We start from the raw sequence: 15,556 nt of genomic DNA, 5'->3' as shown, positions 1-15,556 counted from the left end.
TCGACAGGAGCGTGCCATGCAGGATGTGCTCGGGTACCAGGGCAAATCGGTGGTCGTGACGGGCGCGGCGTCCGGCATGGGGCAGGCGACCGCGCAGATCCTCGTCGATCTGGGTGCGACGGTCACCGCCCTCGACATCAAACCGACGACGGTGCCGGTCGCCCGCGCGCTGCAGATCGATCTGCGTGACCGCGCCAGCATCGACGAGGTCGCCGCGGCCATCGACGGCCCGGTCGACGGGTTGTTCAGTTGCGCGGGGCTTCCCGGTCCGCCATTCAGCGAATGGGACACGATCCTGGTGAACTTCGTCGGGGCGCGTCATCTGGCTGAGCGTCTGGTGCCGAAGATGTCCGAGGGGTCGGCCATCAGCGTGATCTCGTCGTCGGCCGCGATCGGCTGGCAGGATCACATCAAGACCATCACCGGACTGCTCGAGACCCAGGGGTTCGAGGCGGCGGTCGAGTGGCTGACGGCGAACGAAAAGCTGTGGTCGTGGAGCGGTTACGCGTACTCGAAGTACATCATCGACGCGTGGGTGGGTTGGTGGTATCCCGACCTCGGGCGACGGGGCATCCGGATCAACTGCATCAACCCCGGTCCCACCGAGACGGCGATGATGCCGGCGTTCCAGGATCTGATGGGTAAGGACACCGTCGATCAGGCCGTCGGACCGGTGGGACGGTACTCGACCGCCGAGGAGCAGGCCTGGCCGTTGGTCTGCCTCGGTAGCCCGCGCTTCAGTTACGTCGGCGGTGAGGTGCTGTGGACCGACGGCGGCTGGAACGGCGCCATGACCATGGGCCGTCACCAGGCGCAGTGGGCCGACACCGCTGCCGGGGAGATGTCAAAGCACAGCTGACGGCGGTCAGATGAAGTCGGAGCCGCCGTCGACGTTGACCGCGGCACCGGTCACGTAGCCGTTCCGGCGCGACACGAGATACGCGGTGGCCGAGGCGATCTCCTCGGGGAGTCCGGCCCGGCCGAGGTCGCACGGATGGCCGTGGGTCCGCTCCACCCAGGCCATCACATCGTGCGGGTTCGCGGAATCCAGTCCATCGGCGGCCAGCGTGTCCTGGAGGATCTTGGTGAAACTCGACAGCGCCGCCTTGGTCGCGGTGTAGGCGACGAGCCGGGGACTTTGACGTTGAATCGAGTGGGCGGACAGGGTGGCGACCCGCGCCCACTCGGCGGCGCGCAGCATCGGCAGCGCTGCGCGCACCGACCGGACCGCGGCCATGGTGCCCAGGTCGAAAGCGGCCTGCCAGTCCCCGTCATCGAGCTCGTCAAAGGTGCCCGCGCCCGACCTACGGTGTGCACCAACACATTCAGCCGGTTCCAAGCCTCGTTCACCGCGGCGTATCCCGCCGCGATCGACGTCGCATCGGACATATCGACGCTCAGCGCGAGTACTTCGGGAGCGCCGGCGGCGCGGATCCGTTCGGCCGCTGAATCCAGCGCCTGCTGTCCGCGGGCCATGATCGCCACCGATGCGCCCTCGGCGCCGAGCGTTTCGGCGATCGCCAGTCCCATTCCCTTGCTGCCGCCCGTAACGACTGGGGTCGCACCTTCGAAGCCCAGATCCATTGCCAGTCTCTCCTATCGTCCTCTGCTCGTTCGGGGAGCGAGATGCACGATGTCGCTGACCACCGTGGGATTCGCGCGCGACATGGCGATCAACGACAGCATCGCGTTCGCCACGTCGGTTACCGCGGACATCTCGGCCGGAATCTGGCCTTCCTGGGCCCACACGCGGTACAGATCGGCCAGGAGGTCACGGTCCGCGCCGCGCAGAATCTCCGTTCCCCCCGTCGGGCCGACACTGACTCGGATCACCGCCAACTCCGGATGTTCGGCCCGCCACGATCGCAGTATCTCGTCCAGTGCGGCCTTACTCGCGTGATAGGCCGCGACACCTGAGCGGGGGCGACCCACATCGTGGCTCGACGCCACGAGCGTGACCGCGCCATCGGCGAGATGGGGGAGCGCCGCGCGCAGTACATGCGACGCGCCGACGGCGTTGACGGCGTAGGCGTGCAACCACGTTGTCACGTCGGTCTCCTCGATCAGCGCGAACGGCACCACGGCGCTGGTGAACACGACGGCGTCGAGTTGGCCGAATCTGGCGGCCACCTCGCCGATGACCCTCTCGATCGCGTGGGCGTCGGAGACGTCGAGTTCATGGGCGGAACCACCCAACCGCTCGGCCAGATCGGACAGCAGATCCACCCGCCTGGCCGCGAGCGCGACGTTGGCGCCTCTGGCGTGGGCAGCCCGTGCCAGCGCGTGCCCGATGCCCGAGGACGCCCCGATCACGAGCATCCGCGAGCCCTCGATATTGGAGTGCCGATCATTCATAGTCTGCTTCTCCTGCCGTGTTTCGCAGTCACTGGGTGGGAGTCGATGATTGCGCGGATCGTGTGCCGGCACCTGCCGCACTCCGCCCCGGCACCGCACGCTTCGGACACCTCACGGGAGGTTTTCGCGCCGGCGGCAACGGCGTCGGAAACCGTTTCGATGGTGACGCCGTGACACAGGCAGACATACATCAGTGCAGGTCCGTTCCCGCTGTCGGAGCCAGTCGCATCGCATGGACGAACCTCCCGACGAAAACGGGCGGATAGGCGCCGACTCCGGCGGACGCCAGCCAGTCCGAGGCGATGTCCGACCGACCAGCCCACTGCATCGCGGTGCGCTCACTCGCGAGCTGCTGAAGGAACAGCACCTCGCGGGGGGTGTCGAAGGCGCGGTAGACGAGCGTTCGACGTATCCCCGACTGCGCGAAGTCGTCGAGCGATTCCCGCACCCGGGCCAGGAAGGCCTCGACGTCCTCGACCCGAGTCACGGCTGAAACCACGACTTCTGTTCCCGGAGCCGGAGATTCGCCGAGGTCGAATCGCTCGACGGTCTCACCGGCGAACACGGCGGGAAGGTCTTCGACACCGACAGCGTCGAACCACTCGAAGAAGTACGGCGAGCGCAGCAGGTTCAGTAACGGTTCCTCGGTGCGGACACCGATGACGACCAGGACCTTTCCCGCCTCGAGGATCGATTCGTATACGAACGCGTAGTGCGCGCCGAGCTCGCGCAGGCTTTCCTCGTGGCGTGCGAGTACCGGTCCCACCCGCTCGGATCTGGCGATTCGAAACTCCACCGCGAAGACGAAGCTGCGAACGGCGGAACTCGCCATGGAGCCGCCTCCTTCGCCTTCAGGTGCGCCACTGCGGTCACCCACCCGCTACCGAGAATCTACATTCTCATCCCGGCGGTGCGTCGACGCGGCCCGGGGTGGGTCGACATCCGATCCGGAAAAGGGTCTTCACGCGGGCTGATAACGCTTACTCTCATGGGGTGACATACAGGGTGAAGGTTGAACCCTATTACGACCCGTTCGACTTCGACATCGACGACGATCCCTATCCGGTGTGGAAACAGCTGCGTGACGACGCGCCGCTCTATCACAACGACAAGTACGGTTTCTACGCGTTGAGCAGGTACTCCGACGTCGTCCGTGAGTTGGTGAACTGGAAGGACTACCGATCTGGCAAGGGCACCACGATCGAGATCATCCTCAACGGGGTCGACGTACCGCCGGGCATCATCCTGTTCGAGGATCCGCCCATTCACGACCTGCACCGACGTCTGTTGTCAGGCGTGTTCACCCCGCGTCGCATGGCGGCCATCGAACCCCTGGCCAGGGAATTCTGCCGGCACGCCCTGGAGCCCCTCGCGGACGCCGACAGATTCGACTTCATCGCCGACCTCGGCGCGTGGATGCCGATGCGCACGATCGGCTATCTGCTCGGAATACCGGAGGACAGCCAGGTCGCAATCCGCCAGAACACCGACCGGATGCTGGAGCTCACAGACAGCGGGCCTGTCGAGGTAGCCGATGACGTGCTGACCAGAACCGGCTCGATGCTCGAGGAGTTCATCGACTGGCGTTACGACCATCCCTCCGACGATCTGATGACCGACCTGGTCAACGCCGAGGTCGAGGAACTCGACGGCAGCCGTCGACGGCTCACGCGCGGCGAGGTGCTGACCTACACGGGCACCATCGTCGGAGCGGGCAACGAAACCACGACACGTCTGATCGGTTTCGCCGGCCAACTACTGTCTGACCACCCGGACCAGCGCCGCGAACTCGCCGCGGATTTCGGTCTCATCCCGTACGCGATCGAGGAAGTGCTGCGCTATGAGGCACCTTCACCCGTTCAGGCCCGCTCTGTTGCCCGAGATGTCGACCACTACGGCGTGAAGGTCGCCGAAGGCTCGGTGATGCTGCTGATCAACGGATCGGCGAACCGCGACGAGCGACAGTACCCCGACGCAGACCGGTTCGATATCCACCGGAGGCCCACTCACCTGTCCTTCGGGCGCGGTATTCACTTCTGCCTCGGCGCCGCGCTTGCGCGGATGCAGGCGCGTGTCGCGCTCGAGGAGGTGCTGTCGCGCTGGCCGGACTGGGAGGTGGACTACCAGGCGGCCAAGCGTGCGCACACCACCAGCGTCCGGGGTTGGGCGACGCTTCCGGTGAGCGTGTGAGATGACGAATACCGCAGACAGCCAACAGGTTCTCGGAGTCACCCCACCGGACGAAGCGCGGCTCTCGCCATGGCCCGCCAGGTTGGGGTGGGGTCTGTTCTTCTCCGGCTATCTGGCCTTCGCGATCGTGACCATCGCGACGGTTCAGACCGGCCTGCACGGGCACCCCGCGAAGACCAACCCGGATCCCGGTCCGGCTCCGTACCCGCCGTTCCTCGGCTTCGACAACTGGCCGCTCGCCGTGGCGTCCAGTTCGATTCCGCTGGCAATCGGTCTGATCAGCGTGCTGGGGTGGTTGTCCTGGCGGCAACGCAAGGTGCACTGGGCGGTCATCATCGCCTTCGCCGGACTAATCACGGGCGCGCTTGACCCCCTCGCCAACTGGGCGACGTTCGCGATCTTCGATCCGCGTATGCTGCACTTCCCGCTGTCGTGGCGATACGTCAACATCTCGCCGAATCTCGAACCCGCGCTGGCGTTCCTGGGCGGATACGCGGCCTACTATCTACTCAACGGGCTCGGCTTCCTGAAGTTGCACGACCGCCTCTTCGAGCCGGTGATGCGGCGCGCCGGTTGGTTGGCCTCACACCGGCTGATCCGGGTGTTCATCGGCGCGACGATCATTGCGATCCCGCTCAACGGCCTGATCCAGTTCAGTTGGATGCGGGCCGGCATCTTCTTCTACACCGAAGCCGTCGGGCCCGTCCTGCAGATCGGCCACATTCACTTTCCGCTGATCATGGCGGTCTACGATTCGGTGATCTTCGCGATGGTCGCGGTGATGTGTGTGCGCGACGAGAGCGGCGAACTGGTGCTGATCAACCGGATTGCGCGCTGGCTGCCGTCACGGCGAGGCCGCCCCAAGGTGACGCTGACCCGGCAACTGCTGGTATCCATGACGGTCGGTCTGGTGTCGTTCGCGGTGCCGTTGGCGGTGCTCGCCGGACTGCGCGAAGCAGGTCTTTCGCGACCCTCCTTCGACAAGAATCCCTATCCTGAGATGAATCTCTATGATCCGTACGGGCATCTGGAAGACGCCGGCAAACCAGGACCCTTCTACCGATGACTAGTGAACGTTACCGAGTGGTCCACGTGGGGACTGGGCTGACCGGCCGCGAGGCGTTGCGGGCGATCATCGACGACCCTGCGCTCGAGCTCGTCGGGGTGAAGGTGTCGACCCCGGAGAAGGTCGGGCTGGATGCAGGGGAGCTGTGTGGCGCACCATCTGTCGGAATATCCGCGACAGATGACCTCTCCGCTGTGCTGGCCCTGCAACCCGACTGTGTGACGTACTGCGCGACGGCGGTTCGGCGCGAAGAGGAGGCGATCGCAGACATCGCCAGGTACCTCGACGCGGGAATCAATACGGTGACCTTCTCGCTGATCCCGATGGTCTATCCCCGGTCCGCCCCTGCGGAATGGCGCAACGTCCTCGAAAAGGCGGCCACGAAGGGCAATTCGACGTTCTACGCGACCGGCAGCGAACCGGGGTTCATCAGCCTGAACATCCCCACCGCGCTGCTGACCGGGGCGGGTCGCGTCGACTCCTACCGGATGGACGAGTACGCGCTCGACCTCGACAAGTCCTACCCGATTTGGGACGTCCTGCACGAGTCCATGGGTTTCGGTAAGCCCGACGGCCATGTTCCGGTCCGTATCGCCTCCGGGAAGGTACGCAACGACTGGGGCGCGGTCGTGACCTACCTCGCCGACATCCTCGGTTTCGAACTCGACGGAATAGAACTGGATTGGGAGACGCTGCTGGCGCCGACCGATCTTCCGACCGCACTCGGCGTCATCCCCGAGGGAACGGTCTGTGCGCACCGATGGCAACTCGCCGGGATCGTCGAGGGCCGCCCCGCTGTCGCGGTCCAGTACTTCGCGACGGTCAGCAGCACCCCGTGGCCGGATCGCTGGCCCAAGCCGAGCCGCGAGGGCGAGGGTGGAATGGTGTTCCGCGTCAACGGTTCCCCCAACATGAGCCTCGAACTGTACCTCGAGCAGTCGGACACCGACCGGGTGAATCCCGGCATCACGGCCACCGCACTGGCGGCGGTCAACGCGATACCCGCTGTCATCGAAGCGCCGCCCGGCCTGATCGCCGACCCGCTGGCGGGACCGCCGGTCGTCACGCGACAGTCGAGCGCTTAGCTGCCCGTCACACCGACATCTACCGGTATCGCGGCGGCCGTGACGAATTTCGCGTCGTCGGATGCCAACCACGAGACCGCATTGGCGATGTCCTCGGAGGTGGTGATGACGTCCGGAATGAGTTGCTTGGTGAAGCCGTGCCGAAGCGCCGGATTCGACTTCGCGGCATCGGCCATCGCCTCGATCATCCGACCGCTTCCCATCGGCGTCGCCACCGAGCCGGGGTGCAGGCTGTTGACTCGGATGTGGTATTTGCCGAGTTCGGCGGCGAATGAGCGGGCCAGGGCAGTCACGGCGTGCTTACTGGCGGTGTAGCCGATCATGAATGGCTCGATCGTCAGGCCGGCCGCCGAGCCGACGAGGATGATCGAACCGCCCCGCCCGGCGGCGATGATGTGTTGTGCTCCGGCCATCACCGTGTTCCAGGTGCCAATGACATTGATGTCGATGGTGTCGCGAAAGTCACGTGGTGACACCTGATCCCACACCGCCGGTGCGCAGATGCCCGCATTGGCGACAATGACGTCGAGTCGCCCGAGCTCGGCGACCGCATCATCCACAACGGCGCACAATGCGTCGTGCTCTCGGGTGTCGACGATTGCGGTCACTGCCCGCCGGCCATGAGCCGTCACCATCTCCGCCGTCTCGGCAAGATCGTCCGGGGTCGCGGAATCGTAGGGGACGCTCGGGGGCAGCGGCCCTGCGATGTCGACGAGAATCACGTCGGTACCGTCGGCGCTGAGCCGAACGGCGTGAGCGCGGCCCTGTCCGCGGGCCGCGCCGGTGATGAGCGCGACCTTGTCGGTCATGTCTGGCACACGGCGCACGCTACCCCGACTGGAGAATCAGCATTACCGTTTTCGAGAAGGGGTGTTGCGAAAGTGATAGCTTCCGAATCATGGGTGTACTCGACGGCCAGACGGCGTTCATTCTTGGTGCATCGGCGGGAATCGCCCAGGCTGCAGCAGGCCTGCTGGCCGTCGACGGCGCGACGTTGTATCTGCTCGGCCGCTCCATGACGAGACTGGAAGCTACGCGTGACCGAATCCACAGCGTCGCACCAGAGGCGGAGATCGTCCTGCACAAAGGTGACCCCGAGGACGAAGACACCGTGAGAACGGCGGCACAGGCCGCCCACGATGTCCACAACCGGCTCGACATCGTCATCGGTACGGTCGCCAGCGGGGGCACGGGACCGCTGGTCGAACAGGATCTCGAGACCTTCACCAACTTCGTGATGGGCAACCTTCGCTCGAACTTCCTTGCGCTGCGCTATTCGGCGCCGCTGATGACGGGCGGCGGTTCCATCGTGTTCATCTCGTCGACATCCGCCAAGATTCCGATGGAGGGCCTGGGGCACTACTCGGCGGGCAAGGCCGCGCTCGAGATGTTCATCCGCGTCGCGGCCTCCGAGCTGGGCCCCCGCGGCATCCGGGTCAACGCGGTGCGTCCCGGCCTGACAGAAGCCGCCACCACCCAGGGCTACATTCACCTCGAGGAGTTGACGAGCAGCTTCCTCGAACGGGTGCCGCTCGGCCGGCTCGGCGTCTCGGCCGATATCGCTCCCGGCGTGCGCTACCTCGCCGGACCCGAATCCGCTTGGATGACGGGGCAGAGCTTCGCGATCGACGGAGGCAACGAGGTTCGAGGCGCACCTCGCGGACCGATGTTCACGGTCTAGCCGAACTGCAGTGCGTGGCGCGGCGCCGTGATCGGAAGATCGAGCGACGTCGCGATTCCCGGGGCCGCATCGACGACGTACGGGATGGCGTTGACGACCCGCATGGCCGTCGCCTCCATAGCGTTGGCGTTGCCTGACTCCGGCGTGTCCTCGGTGCCCAGTTTGAGGTCGCAGCGAATGTGGGGTTCGCCCTCGATGATGAGACGGTAGGTGCCGTTGGGCGCCGACGCCCACTCGGGCGCCAAGTCCGGGGCCATCCGGTTGATGTGCTCGATCGTGATCACCGGATGGCCGTCGACGACGCCGGTGGTCTCGGCGCGTACCGCGCCGCAGGTGCCCGCGGGGATGGTTCCGCATGCGACGTGCAGGTCGCGCGGCGTGAGGACCCGTTCGTAGGATTCGGTGACCTTCTCGAGTTCGACACCGAGGGCCTTGGCCACCAGTCCGATCGGCGGTCCCCACGCGAACTGTTGTGCGCCCTCGAGTTCCAGCAGGGGAGTGAAGTCGAGTGGCTTACCGAAGCCCATCGCGTCGATCATCAGATCGCGGTTGGGATACGCCGAGTAGTCGAAGATCTCCTGCGCGCGGATGGACCGGATGGTGTTCGACAAGGTGGTCAGCAGCACCGCGAACTGGTCGCCGGCGAAGCCGGGCTCGATACCCGAGGTGTAGATCGTGACCCCGGCGGCCTTCGCGGCTGCCCGCACCTGATCGGCCAGTTGCGGAATCCATCTGTCGGGGAACATCATTCCTGGAGTGTTGGTGGTCACGACGTTGAGTCCACCGTTGAGCAGACGTACGTAGTCACGCACCGCGGCGGCATCCATCTCGGGACTGGCCGCGCCGTAGACGACGCAGTCGGGTTTCAACGCGATGATGTCGTCGAGATCAGCGGTGGTCGTCACTCCGATCGGCCCCAGCCCGACGATCTCGCCGGCGTCGCGGCCGACCTTCTCTGCACTGTGCACCCACACGCCGACCAGGTCGAGGTTCGGTCGGCGAACGATTGTCCGGATCGCCAGGCTGCTGATCCAACCGGTCGAAATGACGGCAATCCGCAATGGCTTCACAGTCACGCCGCGAATCTACCCCAATGAGAATGATTATTTCCGAAATCGTGAAACGCCGTGTTCGAGTGGCCACTTGTTGGGCGTAGATCGACGAAGTCCGTGCCATAACTGGCCGCTCGGCGCTTAACGGTCGGCCAGCAACCCGCTCAGCTGCTTGGCGAGGTCTGACTTTTTGACCTTGCCGGTGGCAGTGAACGGCAGCGCGTCCTTGCCCGTGACCCAGATGAATTTCGGCACCTTGTATGCCGACAGACGATCGCGAAGTTGCGCCCGCAATGCCGCCGGATCCAGGTGCGCGTCCCCGCGAGGCACCACCGCCGCGGCCACGATGGTTCCATTGCGGTCCTCGGCGCCGACGACGTACGCCTCGAGCACGCCGTCGCAACCGGCGAGCGCCAGTTCCACCTCGCCCGGCGTGACGTTGGTTCCGCCGCCGGTCTTGATCAGATCGCCCAGCCGGCCGGTGAACTTGATCCAGCTGTCGTCGTACTCGACCCCGCAATCGCCTGTGCGGTAGTAGCCGTCTGGGGTGAACACGTCCTCGCGTTCGCGTTTGTGCAGCCGTTGCATCAGCGAGTATCCGCGCACCCAGATCTCGCCCTCGGTGCCCGGCGGGACGGGTTCGCCGGTGGCCGGATCGACCAGTAGATGTGACAGTCCCTCGACCGAGTAGCCGCCGGTCTCGCTGCGGTCGGGAGGCTGCGGCGGATACGGGTCGACCCCGACGTGGTTGCCGCACAGTTCGGTCATTCCCAATGCATTGGGGCCCTTCGGCCGGCGGTCGGGCGGCACCATCGCGGGCATGCTGGTGCGCTGCACTGAGCTGAGGTCGCGGTGCGCGAAGTCCGGATGCTCGGCGAGCGACTTGCCCTGTTGTGGCCAGCCCAGCGTGATCGTGGCGCGATGGCGCTCGATCAACTCGAGTGCCTCGGCCGCGTCGAACGCCGGTTGCGTGACGAGTGTTGCGCCGTGGTGGATCACCGCGTGGATGCCGGTGATCAAGCCGCCCACCCAGAAGAACGGCATCGCGGTGAACATCACCGTGTCGGCCGTGACGCCGTAGTGGAACGTGAGGTTGTAGGTGTGGCGCACCAGGGTGCCGTGCGTGTGCACCGGGGCTTTCGGGTCGCCGGTGCTACCGGAGGTGTAGATGATCATCACGTCGTCGGCCGGCGTCACGCAGGATTCGACGGCGACCAGGAAGTCGGCGTCGTATCCGGCGGTCGGTTCAGCCGGAACCGCTGATGCCCACCGGCGGTCGCATCCGCCCCATACCGCGATCCTGCGCAGATAAGGTGCACCGCGCAGGGCCAAGCTTTCCGGAGAGTCCTGTTCGGCCAACCCCGGCAGCGCCTCCTCCAGGCGGTCGAGGAAGTCGTGACCGCGAAAGCCCGACTGGGCGAGGACCGCGCGTAGATCGGCATGGCGGGCCGTCCACGCGAGTTCCGAGGCCTTGTAGAACGTGTTCAGCGGCACCGCGACCGCACCGATGCGCGTCGTTGCGAACCAGGCGATCGCCCATTCGACGCTGTTGGGCATCAGGATGCCGACGTGGTCACCCTTGCCCAGGCCCATGGCCAGGAGCCCGCTTGCCAGCCGGGCTGACTTCGCGTCGAGGTCCGAATAGGTCAGTGCCTGCCCGTCGGCGATCAGGAACGGCCTGTCCCCGAACCGGGCTGCGCACGACCTGACGAGAGTTGGGATCGTGGGCGTGATCGTCGGGAAAGGCACGGCGCGAGGGTCCTCCGCTCGGACGGGTTCTATCAGGATAATCTTCCTTTCAAGAAGCGAGAATACTGGTTCTCGCATACCGTGCCGGGTCGTACACTCCAGTCATGTCGCGCTCGGACCGGCTCGATCGCCTGGAGTCCAGCTTCGAGATCTCCCAGCTGCCCAGCCGCTACGCGATGGCGCTCGATGCGCGTGACCTCGACACGCTGGTCGGGCTGTTCGTCGAGGACGTCGACGCGGGGGCGCAAGGCAGCGGCAGGGCAGCCCTCAAGCGCTGGTACGACGAGGTGCTCCGGCGGTTCTACCGAAGCATCCACCTGATCTGCGGGCAGGTGGTCGATTTCGTGGACGCCGACCACGCGACCGGGTCGATCTACTGCCGCGCCGAACACGAGGACGGGGACGGCTGGTACGTCATCACCATGCGGTACGACGACGTCTACGAGCGGCGCGACGACCGTTGGTACTTCGTCAAGCGACGCGAACACCCCTGGTATTCAGTTGACGTGACCGAGCGTCCCGGACCGGAGTTCGTCCGGTGGCCGACCGACGTACCGCTGCGCGCGGCGATGCCGCACCGGATGCCGACATGGCGGGCGTTCTGGGACGGGGGTGACCCGACGCTGCCGCAGCGGCTGTCCCGACGGCCCTAGTCCGTTCAGCAACCGGTCCGATAGTGTGATTCTCATATCCGTAAATGGTGGTTAACACTTGCAGGAGGACATCATTACCGTCGACAAAGTGCTCAACGGGATCCGGGTGCTCGAGGTGGCCGCATGGACCTTTGTGCCGTCAGCGGGCGCAGTCCTCGCCGAGTGGGGCGCCGAGGTGATCAAGGTCGAGCCGCGTGATGGCGGTGACCCCCAGCGTGGCCTGGTGACCATGGGCCTCGTCGACGAAGGCGGTGGGTCGGTCAACTACATGATCGAGATCCCGAACCGGGGCAAGAAGTCGATCGGCGTGGACCTGCGCACGCCGGGCGGTCGGGACGTGGTCCGCGAACTCGCCAAGTCCTCCGATGTGTTCTTGACCAGTTACCTGCCGGAACGCCGCAAGAAGTTCGGCATCGACGTCGACGACATCCGTGAGGTCAATCCGAGCATCGTGTACGTGCGCGGTTCCGGCCACGGGCCCAAGGGGCCGGACAGCAACAAGCCCGGATACGACGGTGTCTCCTACTGGGCGCGCGGCGGCATCGCCACCGTCCTGACCGAAGACGCCGACGAGCTCGTGCGGTCCCGCCCGGCGTTCGGCGACCTCCTCGGCGGCATGACCATCGCCGGCGGCATCGCCGCGGCGCTCTACAAGAAGGCGACGACAGGCAAGGGGTCCGTGGTCGACGTGTCGCTGCTCGGACTCGCTGCCTGGAACCTCAGCCCCGACGTCGCGGTGAGCCAGATCCACGGTGGCAGTGCCATTCCCAAGTTCGGTCACGCCGACGCCCCCAACCCGCTGGTGGGGACGTACCGCACGAAGGACGGTCGCTTTGTGCAGTTGATGATGCTGCAACTCGACAAGTTCTACGCCGAGGCGATGCGGGTGATCGGCTTGCCCGAACTGGTCGACGATCCACGGTTCGCCGATCCCGCGTCGCGGTACACCAACCGGGTCGCCCTGATCGCGCTGCTCGACGAGGCGTTCGCCAAGCGCACCCTCACCGAGTGGCGCGCGACGCTGGCGCCGCTCTCAGGCGCCTGGGGAATAGTGCAGACGCCCGCGGAACTCTGCGAGGATCCCGCTGTCACCGCGAACGGGTATGTCGCACAGACCGAAACGGTCAACGGCGCACCGTTCTCGCTGCCGACCAACCCGGTCCAGTTCGACGAACAGCCGGTGATCCCGCCTGGGGCGCCCGAGCACGGCCAGCACACCGAGGAAGTGCTGATGGACGCCGGAATCGACTGGGACACCATCGAGAGGCTCAAGCAGTCGGGGGCAATCCTGTGAACGCGACGTCACCGGATGTCGACCACAGCTCCGCCGAGTTCGATCCGTTCTCGCAGGATTTCTTCGACGGGGCATACCAGACCTACCGCCGCCTGCGCGACGAGGCGCCCGTCTATTACAGCGCGCGGTGGGACTTCTGGGCGCTGACCCGCTACGACGACGTCGCACCGGCGACCAAAGACCACGAAACGTTCTCGTCGGCCAAGGGCGCCACCCTCGACATGGTCAAGGCACACGACGACGCCATCCCCGTGCCCAAGGTGATCATCTCGATGGATCCGCCCGAGCACCAGAAGATGCGCCGGCTGGTCAGCAACGTGTTCACCCCCCGCGCGATCGCCGCGCTGGAAGACATGGTGCGGGAGAAGGTCTACGAACGCATCGAAGCGTTGAACCCAGAATCCTTCGACGTGGTCGCCGATTTCTCGGCACTGTTTCCCAACGAGGTCATCACCACCATGCTGGGGGTCCCCAAGGAAGATCGGGACCAGATCCGGCACTGGCTCGATCTTCTGCTCGAACGTCGTCCCGGTGAGATCGCCGTCCCCAGAGAGGGATACGAGGCGTCGATGAACACCGGCCTGTACTACTACGACCTCGTCCAGCAGCGCCGGGCAGTGCCGCAGGACGACATGATCAGCCGGCTGATCGAGACCGAGATCGAACGTGACGGTGTGGTGGAAAAGCTCACCGATGTCGACATCACCGGCTTCGCGACGATGCTGGGAGGTGCCGGAGCCGAAACGGTCACCAAGCTGATCGGCAATGCCATGGTGGCGTTCGCCGATTTCCCCGACCAGTGGCGCAAGCTCCGCGAGGACCGCAGCAAGATTCCCGCCGCGATCGAGGAGCTACTGCGGTACGAAGCGCCGTCGCAGTATCAGGTCCGCACGGCGACAAGAGATGTCACCTATTACGGCACCACCATCCCGGAGGGCGCCGCGGTGTTGCTCGTCACCGGGGCCGCCCTGCGCGACGAGCGCAAGTTCGCCGACCCCGACCGGCTCGACATCGACCGCGAACGCATGATGGGCTTCAATCTTGCCCTCGGCTATGGCATCCACAGTTGCCTCGGAGCCGCGCTGGCGCGGATGGAGAGCCGCATCGCGCTCGGCGCACTGCTCGATCTCATACCCGAGTATCAGGTGGACCGCGACGGTCTGCGGCGGGTGGCGATGTCGAACGTCTGCGGCTACTCCAATGTGCCGGTGCGCAGGACGGGCTGAGGCTCGCGTCAACCCGGCGGGGCCGTCAGCGGATGTCGTCGGCCGTGAAAAGACTCGACCGGTGAGGACGACGGTGCGGCGTCCACTGCCTTCAACGCCTGGTGCTTGAAGGCGCACGCGGCGGCACTCAGGTGATGGCCGACGCTGGACGCGGAAGATGGTGCGGTGGGCCAACTTCCGCCCCACGCGACCACGTCGGCACCGTTTCGCCGGGTGGCCTCGGTGATGAAGCGACGGATGCCGCGGTGCCGGTCGAACATCGATGCGGCGAACGCCACGGCATCGGGCAGGTGCGAGCCGAAGTCGAAGGCGGACGGCAGAGTGCGGGCAGATACGCCGAGGATGCGCGGTGCCCGGGAATCGCAAACGGTCTCGAGATACAACTCCACACGCCAACCGGCGCGAAGCGCGTCCACAATGAGGCCCCCGGCCGCCGACGCGGCATCCGATGCTTCGGGCGCCAGCACCACCAGCCGATAGGGCGCTGCGCGTCCTCGCTCGGCCTGCTGCGACTGCCGCGCCGCCGATGCTGCTGTGGATTTCACCCAGACCCCCTTGAGCCGCCGCTGCCGATATCCAGGCTCAGCGTCGCCGGTCGACGAATCCGTTGACGACGTACGCCCGAACGAAGGCGGCCACCGCGTCGTCGTTGCGCATGTCGATGGTCGGCGAGGGAGTGGTGAACAGCGAGAACAACATTCGGGCGAACCACTCGGTCGCCGACGGCACATCCAGGTCGGCACGCACCTCACCGGTCAGCCTCGCCGCGGTCACATAAGGGGCCAGGAAGTCGGCGCACTCCTTGAGCAAGGTCGCGGCGTTCTTCGTCATCATGACGTTGACTTCGGCCGAGTCGAAGTACGCTTCCGGTTCGACGACCTGACGCGCCTGCGTGACGAAGACCGCGGCGCGTACCAACCGGCCCTCCAGGGTGCTGCCGCCGTGCCGGTCGATCGCCTTGGCCATGTTCCGGTAGAACCGCTGTGACGCCGCCTCCGCGCAGGCCGCGACGATGGTCTCCTTGTCCCGGAAGTATTCGTAGAACGTGCTGCGCGACACGGCGGCCATCCGGGCGATGTCGACGATGGTGGTCTTGGCCAGCCCGCGGGTGCGGAAGCAGGCGAAAGCCGCCGAGATGATGACATCTCGGGTATCGACCGCCACCGATTGACTCACGTCAGAAGCCACCGCACGACATTAACCAC

At 65.8% G+C, this 15,556-nt stretch carries 16 protein-coding genes and 1 pseudogene; 8 read left to right on the top strand and 9 right to left on the bottom strand.

Annotated features, from left to right (window positions below; all coding sequences use genetic code 11):
- Nucleotides 1–16: 16 nt before the first annotated feature.
- Nucleotides 17–859 carry an SDR family oxidoreductase gene (locus tag ABQE89_RS02900; protein ID WP_448413940.1) on the top strand — a complete coding sequence of 281 codons (843 nt, stop codon included), beginning with the start codon at nt 17–19 and terminating at the stop codon, nt 857–859.
- A gap of 6 nt (nt 860–865) precedes the next feature.
- Here ABQE89_RS02900 and ABQE89_RS02895 read toward each other — a convergent pair.
- The 4 genes and pseudogenes from ABQE89_RS02895 to ABQE89_RS02880 all read right to left on the bottom strand — a co-directional run bounded on the left by ABQE89_RS02895 (nt 866) and on the right by ABQE89_RS02880 (nt 3,187).
- A pseudogene (locus ABQE89_RS02895) lies at nt 866–1,584 on the bottom strand (SDR family NAD(P)-dependent oxidoreductase).
- 12 nt (nt 1,585–1,596) lie between these two features.
- Nucleotides 1,597–2,355 (bottom strand): SDR family oxidoreductase, encoded by a 759-nt coding sequence (locus ABQE89_RS02890; protein ID WP_448413938.1) that lies wholly within the window; start codon nt 2,353–2,355, stop codon nt 1,597–1,599.
- The gene (locus tag ABQE89_RS02885; protein ID WP_448413936.1) at nt 2,352–2,546 is read right to left on the bottom strand and encodes a (2Fe-2S)-binding protein; all 195 of its coding nucleotides are present in this window, start codon (nt 2,544–2,546) and stop codon (nt 2,352–2,354) included. Before ABQE89_RS02885 ends, ABQE89_RS02890 begins: the two co-directional genes overlap by 4 nt.
- On the bottom strand, nt 2,546–3,187 hold the full coding sequence (locus ABQE89_RS02880) for a fatty-acid--CoA ligase (protein ID WP_448413934.1): 642 nt from the start codon (nt 3,185–3,187) through the stop codon (nt 2,546–2,548). Before ABQE89_RS02880 ends, ABQE89_RS02885 begins: the two co-directional genes overlap by 1 nt.
- Before the next feature lie 161 nt (nt 3,188–3,348).
- On the opposite strand from ABQE89_RS02880, the gene ABQE89_RS02875 reads away from it, so the two are divergent.
- From ABQE89_RS02875 to ABQE89_RS02865, 3 genes are read left to right on the top strand one after another with little or no spacing between them, the layout of a single operon-like run.
- Entirely contained in the window at nt 3,349–4,545 is a 1,197-nt protein-coding gene (locus ABQE89_RS02875; RefSeq protein ID WP_448413932.1) for a cytochrome P450, read from the top strand.
- Nucleotide 4,546: 1 nt separating this feature from the next.
- Nucleotides 4,547–5,611 carry a hypothetical protein gene (locus tag ABQE89_RS02870; protein WP_448413930.1) on the top strand — a complete coding sequence of 355 codons (1,065 nt, stop codon included), beginning with the start codon at nt 4,547–4,549 and terminating at the stop codon, nt 5,609–5,611.
- The gene (locus tag ABQE89_RS02865; RefSeq protein ID WP_448413928.1) at nt 5,608–6,696 is read left to right on the top strand and encodes an NAD(P)H-dependent amine dehydrogenase family protein; all 1,089 of its coding nucleotides are present in this window, start codon (nt 5,608–5,610) and stop codon (nt 6,694–6,696) included. The genes ABQE89_RS02870 and ABQE89_RS02865 overlap by 4 nt, the downstream gene beginning before the upstream one ends.
- Here ABQE89_RS02865 and ABQE89_RS02860 read toward each other — a convergent pair.
- Nucleotides 6,693–7,505, bottom strand: coding sequence for a mycofactocin-coupled SDR family oxidoreductase (locus ABQE89_RS02860; RefSeq protein ID WP_448414189.1), 813 nt, complete (start codon nt 7,503–7,505; stop codon nt 6,693–6,695). The genes ABQE89_RS02865 and ABQE89_RS02860 overlap by 4 nt on opposite strands.
- An 89-nt stretch (nt 7,506–7,594) precedes the next feature.
- Here ABQE89_RS02860 and ABQE89_RS02855 point away from each other — a divergent pair, with 89 nt between their 5' ends.
- Nucleotides 7,595–8,377: an SDR family NAD(P)-dependent oxidoreductase gene (locus tag ABQE89_RS02855; protein ID WP_448413926.1), complete on the top strand. Its 783-nt coding sequence runs from the start codon at nt 7,595–7,597 to the stop codon at nt 8,375–8,377.
- Here the strand turns inward: ABQE89_RS02855 and ABQE89_RS02850 are convergent.
- Together ABQE89_RS02850 and ABQE89_RS02845 are read right to left on the bottom strand one after the other, a co-directional pair.
- Nucleotides 8,374–9,408 (bottom strand): NAD(P)H-dependent amine dehydrogenase family protein, encoded by a 1,035-nt coding sequence (locus tag ABQE89_RS02850; RefSeq protein ID WP_448414187.1) that lies wholly within the window; start codon nt 9,406–9,408, stop codon nt 8,374–8,376. The two genes, ABQE89_RS02855 and ABQE89_RS02850, sit on opposite strands and share 4 nt — an antisense overlap.
- A 162-nt stretch (nt 9,409–9,570) precedes the next feature.
- On the bottom strand, nt 9,571–11,178 hold the full coding sequence (locus ABQE89_RS02845) for a class I adenylate-forming enzyme family protein (RefSeq protein ID WP_448413924.1): 1,608 nt from the start codon (nt 11,176–11,178) through the stop codon (nt 9,571–9,573).
- 104 nt (nt 11,179–11,282) lie between these two features.
- On the opposite strand from ABQE89_RS02845, the gene ABQE89_RS02840 reads away from it, so the two are divergent.
- The 3 genes from ABQE89_RS02840 to ABQE89_RS02830 are packed head-to-tail and all read left to right on the top strand — an operon-like array spanning nt 11,283 to nt 14,351.
- Nucleotides 11,283–11,831, top strand: coding sequence for a nuclear transport factor 2 family protein (locus ABQE89_RS02840; protein WP_448413922.1), 549 nt, complete (start codon nt 11,283–11,285; stop codon nt 11,829–11,831).
- A 58-nt stretch (nt 11,832–11,889) separates the two neighbouring features.
- Nucleotides 11,890–13,125, top strand: coding sequence for a CaiB/BaiF CoA transferase family protein (locus ABQE89_RS02835; RefSeq protein WP_448413920.1), 1,236 nt, complete (start codon nt 11,890–11,892; stop codon nt 13,123–13,125).
- A complete protein-coding gene (locus ABQE89_RS02830) occupies nt 13,122–14,351 on the top strand; it encodes a cytochrome P450 (RefSeq protein WP_448413918.1) in 1,230 nt (409 codons plus the stop codon). Before ABQE89_RS02835 ends, ABQE89_RS02830 begins: the two co-directional genes overlap by 4 nt.
- Nucleotides 14,352–14,359: 8 nt before the next feature.
- Here ABQE89_RS02830 and ABQE89_RS02825 read toward each other — a convergent pair whose 3' ends face one another.
- Both ABQE89_RS02825 and ABQE89_RS02820 read right to left on the bottom strand, forming a co-directional pair.
- Complete coding sequence (locus tag ABQE89_RS02825) at nt 14,360–14,896, bottom strand: hypothetical protein (RefSeq protein WP_448413916.1); 537 nt, start codon at nt 14,894–14,896, stop codon at nt 14,360–14,362.
- 37 nt (nt 14,897–14,933) lie between these two features.
- Nucleotides 14,934–15,539, bottom strand: a complete 606-nt coding sequence (locus tag ABQE89_RS02820) for a TetR/AcrR family transcriptional regulator (protein WP_448413914.1) — start codon at nt 15,537–15,539, stop codon at nt 14,934–14,936.
- Between the last annotated feature and the right edge of the window lie 17 nt (nt 15,540–15,556).

The sequence above is a fragment of the Mycolicibacterium sp. XJ1819 genome (genome assembly GCF_053483675.1).
This window is presented reverse-complemented; position numbering and strand designations above follow the sequence as displayed.

Excerpts from the sequence above, each read along its gene's own strand:
- ABQE89_RS02885 (WP_448413936.1), bottom strand. The coding sequence starts at position 2,546 with ATGTATGTCTGCCTGTGTCACGGCGTCACCATCGAAACGGTTTCCGAC.
- ABQE89_RS02880 (WP_448413934.1), bottom strand. The coding sequence starts at position 3,187 with ATGGCGAGTTCCGCCGTTCGCAGCTTCGTCTTCGCGGTGGAGTTTCGA.
- ABQE89_RS02840 (WP_448413922.1), top strand. The coding sequence starts at position 11,283 with ATGTCGCGCTCGGACCGGCTCGATCGCCTGGAGTCCAGCTTCGAGATC.
- ABQE89_RS02900 (WP_448413940.1), top strand. The coding sequence starts at position 17 with ATGCAGGATGTGCTCGGGTACCAGGGCAAATCGGTGGTCGTGACGGGC.
- ABQE89_RS02865 (WP_448413928.1), top strand. The coding sequence starts at position 5,608 with ATGACTAGTGAACGTTACCGAGTGGTCCACGTGGGGACTGGGCTGACC.
- ABQE89_RS02860 (WP_448414189.1), bottom strand. The coding sequence starts at position 7,505 with ATGACCGACAAGGTCGCGCTCATCACCGGCGCGGCCCGCGGACAGGGC.
- ABQE89_RS02855 (WP_448413926.1), top strand. The coding sequence starts at position 7,595 with ATGGGTGTACTCGACGGCCAGACGGCGTTCATTCTTGGTGCATCGGCG.
- ABQE89_RS02890 (WP_448413938.1), bottom strand. The coding sequence starts at position 2,355 with ATGAATGATCGGCACTCCAATATCGAGGGCTCGCGGATGCTCGTGATC.
- ABQE89_RS02870 (WP_448413930.1), top strand. The coding sequence starts at position 4,547 with ATGACGAATACCGCAGACAGCCAACAGGTTCTCGGAGTCACCCCACCG.